Here is a 6,310-nt window from a genome sequence, read left to right on the forward strand (position 1 = left end):
AGCATCTTATCGTGAAGAAACCCGGTTTCTGTGCGGTGGCAGTCGCGCTCTTATCTACGCTTCAATCACCACACGCAAGTTACCGCGTTTTTTAGAAACACGGCAGGCGGTGCTCGAACCCGATCGCTCAAACTCCAGATCCAATAATGTCGGTCCGACACGGAGGTTCTGAAGGGAGAGGTAGTTGATTGATTCAGGCAGTGCCGGATCGATGATGCGGAGGTAGTTGTTCGGTGCGTCAGGTACGAGGTTAACGATCATCTGGATCAGCTGAAACACACTACCTGTTGCCCATGCCTGGGGTGAGCAAGCAACGGGGTATTGCACCGGATCGTTGTCGTCAGTGCGCTCATAGCCACAAAATAGTTCTGGGGGACGCTGGTACGGCTGGCGCTTCGTCATATCCAGAATGCCTTTAGCAACCTCAAGTGCCTGGTCGATGAGACCCAGCGATCGCAGACCGATCGCCGTCATGGCATTGTCGTGGGGCCACACAGAGCCAATGTGGTAACCCATTGGATTGTAAGCAGGAGACAGGCTGCTAAGAGTGCGAATGCCCCAGCCGTTAAACATATCGGGTGCCCGCAGGCGTTCGGCAACGCTGTATGCCTTTTCGGGCGTGAAGATGCCCAGATTGAGACAGTGACCGGGATTAGAGGTGATACTGTCTACAGGTTTGCCATCACCATCCAGAGCTAGCGCACAAAAATCCTGATCTTCCATCCAGAAGTCTCGGTTGAAGCGCATTTTGAGGTCTTTGGCTTCGTCTTCCCAACGATCGGCGAGGTCAATGCGCTTCTTCATGCGAGCGATTTGCGCCAGTCGGATTTTGGCAGCGTAGACGTATGCCTGCACTTCGCAAAGGGCGATCGCGCCTTCTGCAAGCTGTCCGCGTCGGTTGATGATGCAGTCGCCAGAATCTTTCCAGCCTTGGTTCGCCAAGCCCCGTTTGGAGGTGCGGAAGTAGCTGAGGTAACCCGTTTCTTTGCAGTTGCGATCGATCCAATCCATCGCCGTGAGGGCATTCAACCACAGATGATCGCGGGTTTCGCGATCGGCAGTCCAGGCGAAGTATTCGGCGTAGAGCATCAGCCAGAGCGGTGTGGCATCAACAGTGCCGTAGTAAGGCGTGTGGGGAATTTCCTGGCAGCGTGCCATTTCGCCAAAGCGAATTTCGTGCAGAATTTTCCCTGGTTGTTCATCGCGCCATTCATCCTCATTTTTACCCTGATACTGTGCCAGGATGATGAGCGTTTCGCGTGCAATCTGCGGATCGAGCATGAGTACCTGAGAAGCCGCAATGATCGAATCACGCCCAAACAGCGTCGAGAACCAGGGCACTCCAGCCGAGAGTGCCTTCCCTTTGCCAAACGATTGCCGCAGCAAGTAAATATCCTGCTCCGCCCGTTCAATGATCTGGTTGAAGGTGTTCTTATCCGATCGAATACGAGTTACTTGCTGCCGCCAGGTTTGCTCCTCCACCATTTCAGCCGCTTTTGCCTGAGAGAGGGTAACAGGGGCACTGACGACTGAAATGGCGCTGTTGTTGTTAAACATTTGCAGGCGATAGCCCAGTTTCAGCGTTTCGTGAGAGGCGATCGTCAACTGCCAAACAGCCGTAAAGCCTTTCAGAAAATCGGGCTGCTGATGCACAAAGTAGAGGCGCGACTCCATCAGCGCACCGTCTAGCCCTTTGTACGCAAGCGTCAGTTCTATAGGCTTAGCGGTTGGTTTGGTTAAGTCATCCACCGCAACTGTTTCTATCTGGTCAGGCGCTGTGCCTTCAGAAGGGATAAGCCGTAACAGTTGACCGTGGTTTTCGCGACCGTAGCCCCGAATATCAAACAGGTCTTTAAAGTCGGCATCAAAGCTCAACGTTAGTTCAAAGCTGACGGTGCTGGTGGTGTAGTTGGAGACTTCGATTTCCTCAAACAAGCCACCGTTGAGCACCAATTCGCGCTTAATGCCGATCGACTCAGCACGGATGCGATCGTCAATCTGCGGGTTTGCGCACAAAACCGACAGGAAGAAGCCCTTATCAGCCGTACTGCTCAAAAGGATGGGCGATCGACCCTCAATTTGCAGTTCCAGTCGGCTGAGAAAGCGAGTGTCGCGGCAAAACAAGCCCATGCTAGAGCTACGATCGTTGTCCATGCAGCCGCCGATATTGCCCAGTGTATCGGTCAGTAAAAACAGGTCATCATCCTTCAGTGTCAAGGTGGTATGAGGACGTTCACTGAGCACACAGGGGGGCCATTCGACCGCTGGTAGCTGGTCAGCCGGGGCAAACTTTCGACCGTCGAGTTCAATCAGTTCAAGAGTTTCTAGTGTCATTCGATCCACAGGTTTCGGGTAACAGGACAAGGTTTGTGATGGCAACGCTCAAGATCATTCTGAATGTACCCGTGCGATCGGGCGGTGTTAGACGCGAGACGTTGGGCAATCGACGGAAAGGCATTCAAGTTGCAGTCAGAATCCTGGAATCATGTCTAATGGTTACAGACTCATGCCTCAACCTCGATCGTCACTGCGAACTGTTAGAGACAACAAGATCGCTGGGTCGATCGACTGAGCGCAGGGTGACACCATTAAGCAGGATGCGTCGGTCTATCAGGAGGAAAGCAGTCTACAAACGACGATTTGTGCGGAACTAGCCATATTCAAGGCTACAGAATTTTTGCGGCTTGTGTAGCAATTGAGGCATTCGTCGTCAAGATCTCACAAAATCTTGATAGAGTTGCTTTCCAGCCTCTATCTGACTCATCCTGCACTTACTTTCTGTATGAGTGGTGCACTTATTGTTCCGAAAGGTCAGCGTTTCTAAACAATAGGGCTGAAAATAGGGCATTTATATACTTAACGCATCATGTTATTTGCCCTCATCCCCCAACCCCTTCTCCCAAGAGAGAAGGAGCCTCCGGTTCCCTCTCCTGTGGGAGAGGGCTAGGGTGAGGGTGGATCGGGTGACGCACGTAGATAAACACCAAAAATAGAGGCAGTTTAGTCCAAATTGAAGTGTTGGCGGCTCACTGTAACGGTCTCTTCTCACACTGCTAGCACTGGCGGCGGTGAACAGGTAAACGTCATTAGCTGCCCATTGGGATGCGTAAAGCTTAAGTGCAGCGCGTGGAGATGATAGCCACAATCACCCGGTACAGGTAGTCTACCGTTTTCAGACGGAGGTTGGATGAGGGGCATACCACCGATCGCATAGAGCGGGTCGCCCACCAGTGGATAGCCAGTGGCTGCCAGATGAATGCGGATCTGGTGCGGTCTGCCTGTCAGAATGGTCACATCAAGCAACGCCGTTTCAGCATCGCGGCGCAGCACCTGACAGTCACTTTGAGCCAATGCGCCTTGAGGATGCGCTGCGTAGACATAGCCCAAAACGGGATGGGGCTGCTTGCCGATCGGTTCCGTAATGGAGAAGCGATCGGGCATGGAGTTGCCTTGAGCCAGCGCTCGATAGATTTTCTGCATCTGGCGATCGCGCAACTGCTGGCTGAGGTGGGCACGGGCATCGGGCGATCGCGCCAGCAACATTAGCCCAGACGTACCCCGTCCTAACCGATGAATCGGTAGCGGTGTTTCCTGTGGATAGCGCTGCTGCAACTGCCAGAGCAACGTGTGCTCCAGGAAACCACCTCCCGGCAGCACTGGTAGCCCAGACGGTTTTGCCACCACCGTCAGCGCTGCGTCCTCATAGAGCACCTCAAACGCCAACGGTACGTCCGGTTCTTGCCACGGAGCGCGATGGTAGGTTAGCCACTGCCCTGCTAGTAGAACAGCCTCTACCGTTGTTTCAGCGTCGTCTAGCAACACCTGTCTTGACTGAATCCGACTTGCCCACTCTGACCGATTAGAGTGGCGATAGCGCTGCGTGTAATAGTCTAGAACCGTTGTGCCAGCCGCCGATCGCTCTACCTGCTCTCGATACATCCAACCGTTATTCACACATCCAGTAAACGATACAACTCCTGTATTCTGGACTCTGTGACACCATTCGATCCAGACGCACTTAGTTTTGTGTCCTTACAAAAGTAAATGCCCCCAGCCAGAAGCCAGGGGCATGATCAGGGTGCATCTACCACTCCACTATTCCCAATACCCCTACTTGATCCGGAGAAAAATGAAAGCTGTCGAGACTGATCTTGTCTGAGGTTCCACGGTAACAGGAGTGTAGAGGTTGAAATGCTGTAGAATCATCGACACTTCTACCCAAATCAGAAGCACAGGACGATCGGGAGTTTTCTCAGTTTTGACCCCAAAATTATCTGAATCAACAGCGAACTCGCCAAAAACTGCTCATACTCACTATCGCAGTCTGGCAAATTTGAACCTCTATGACTCGCCCGCTTTAGCCCGACTGGCAACACAGGCAGCCGTTGGACGGTCTTTATACTTCACAGCGACAGCAACGATCGCCGCTGCCCAGACAACCCAGCCTGCTCTAGAGGTGTGTCTCTGTGAGGACGACTATAGGGGATGGTTAGCCGTTAGTGACTTGGCGTACCTGACGATCGCGAACAAACCTTATCAGGCAATCGTCCTATCTGAAGTAGAGATCAAAACTAGGATACACAGTGCGATCGCGTTTGCCCACGCAGCGATGGCACAACCCAACGAGTACCTCTGGGGCGGCACTGTAGCACCCAACTACGACTGTTCTGGTTTGATGCAAGCCGCCTTTGCCTCAGTGGGTATCTGGTTGCCTAGAGATGCCTATCAGCAGGAAGCCTTTACACAAGCGATCGCGCCTTCAGAGCTGCTTCCTGGCGATTTGGTGTTCTTCGGTTCACCTGTAAAAGCGACCCACGTGGGGCTATATTTGGGGGAAAGCAGCTATATCCACAGTTCTGGCAAGGATCAAGGACGCAACGGCATTGGTATCGATCGCTTGTCTTCCGAAGGCGATCGCATCAGCCAGACCTACTGTGCCCAATTGCGCGGCGCAGGGCGCGTTGTAGCCTGTTATCAGCCTCAATGAAGCTCATGAAGGACGCTCATGAAGGGGACGTTTTTTGATACAGTGCTTTGAGCCTCGCTTTTCTAACACCATCGCTATTGCCAATGAGTACTTCATTACACCCTGACGGTAGCCTCGTTCGCACTTCTAGCGCCACGCATCGTCCTGAAGTCTCAGTTGTCGTACCCATTCACAATGAGTACGAAAGTTTGCCGCATTTGGTAGACGCGATCGCCTCTAGTTTGCAGGCAGAACAGCTTCGCTACGAAATCATTTGCATTGATGATGGCTCGACTGATGACTCTGGCACCTTGCTCAAACAGATTGTGCAAACTCGGAGTGATCTACGGGCGGTTATTTTGCGCCGTAACTATGGTCAAACGGCAGCGATGGCGGCTGGCTTTAGTTGTGCCAGAGGACAAGTGATCGTCACGCTGGATGGTGACTTGCAAAATGATCCCGCTGACATTCCGATCCTTCTTGCAAAATTAGAAGAGGGATATGATCTGGTTAGCGGTTGGCGCAAAGACCGACAAGACGCAGCGTTGTCTCGATTACTCCCTTCAAAAATTGCTAACTGGCTGATTAGTCAAGTAACGGGTGTGAAGCTGAAGGACTACGGCTGTTCACTCAAAGCCTATCGGGCAGAACTCATTGCTGACATGAACCTTTATGGTGAGCTGCATCGATTTCTGCCTGCCCTTGCGTTTATTGAAGGAGCCAGAATTACCGAAATTCCAGTGCGCCATCATGCCCGTCGCTTTGGCAAGAGCAAGTATGGCTTAGACCGCACGTTCCGGGTCATTATGGATTTGCTGACGGTCTGGTTCATGCGTAAGTTCTTAACCAAGCCGATGCACGTGTTTGGGCTTTTTGGTGTCGGTTCAATTACCATTGGCACGGCGATCGGAGTCTACCTCACAGCGATCAAAATTGCCTACGGCGTTAGCATCGGCAATCGTCCACTTTTGATTCTGGCTGTAGTTTTAGTGCTGGCTGGTGTGCAACTTTTCAGCGTGGGGCTGTTAGCAGAACTGCTCATGCGAACTTATCATGAATCGCAAGGAAGACCCATTTATCGAGTCCGAGAGATGATTGAGCCAGACAACAGGATTGATAGCTAAATCACTGATGTCTGTTTCATTGTTCGTCTTCCAAAGCTGGAATTCGTTATCTGTAGAAGCGCTACATAGCAGTTCCCAAACAAGTGAAGTGTAGCTGTGAAGAGCAGAAGGCAGAGGGCAAAAGCAAGGAGGAGCACAGTTTTCTTTCTGCCTCCTGCCTTAAACCTAAGCTCGACTTTATCCAATTAGGCAGCGTAGCACAATAGGCTGAAACAGCAGT

The 6,310-nt window shown here is 52.1% G+C and carries 5 protein-coding genes; 3 read left to right on the forward strand and 2 right to left on the reverse strand.

All coding sequences use genetic code 11. From position 1 onward, the window contains the following. Positions 1-54: 54 nt before the first annotated feature. Positions 55-2,334 carry an amylo-alpha-1,6-glucosidase gene (locus AC5JO6_RS15265; protein WP_496081922.1) on the reverse strand — a complete coding sequence of 760 codons (2,280 nt, stop codon included), beginning with the start codon at positions 2,332-2,334 and terminating at the stop codon, positions 55-57. A 38-nt stretch (positions 2,335-2,372) separates the two neighbouring features. On the opposite strand from AC5JO6_RS15265, the gene AC5JO6_RS15270 reads away from it, so the two are divergent. Beyond that, entirely contained in the window at positions 2,373-2,654 is a 282-nt protein-coding gene (locus AC5JO6_RS15270) for a hypothetical protein (RefSeq protein ID WP_496081923.1), read from the forward strand. 391 nt (positions 2,655-3,045) lie between these two features. On the opposite strand, the gene AC5JO6_RS15275 is transcribed toward AC5JO6_RS15270, so the two are convergent. Beyond that, the gene (locus AC5JO6_RS15275) at positions 3,046-3,954 is read right to left on the reverse strand and encodes an RluA family pseudouridine synthase (protein WP_496081924.1); all 909 of its coding nucleotides are present in this window, start codon (positions 3,952-3,954) and stop codon (positions 3,046-3,048) included. 304 nt (positions 3,955-4,258) lie between these two features. On the opposite strand from AC5JO6_RS15275, the gene AC5JO6_RS15280 reads away from it, so the two are divergent. Then, positions 4,259-4,987, forward strand: coding sequence for a C40 family peptidase (locus tag AC5JO6_RS15280; RefSeq protein WP_496081925.1), 729 nt, complete (start codon positions 4,259-4,261; stop codon positions 4,985-4,987). Positions 4,988-5,070: 83 nt separating this feature from the next. Beyond that, positions 5,071-6,090 carry a glycosyltransferase family 2 protein gene (locus tag AC5JO6_RS15285; RefSeq protein ID WP_496081926.1) on the forward strand — a complete coding sequence of 340 codons (1,020 nt, stop codon included), beginning with the start codon at positions 5,071-5,073 and terminating at the stop codon, positions 6,088-6,090. The last annotated feature ends 220 nt before the right edge of the window (positions 6,091-6,310 follow it).

The organism is Tildeniella sp. (assembly GCF_059505325.1).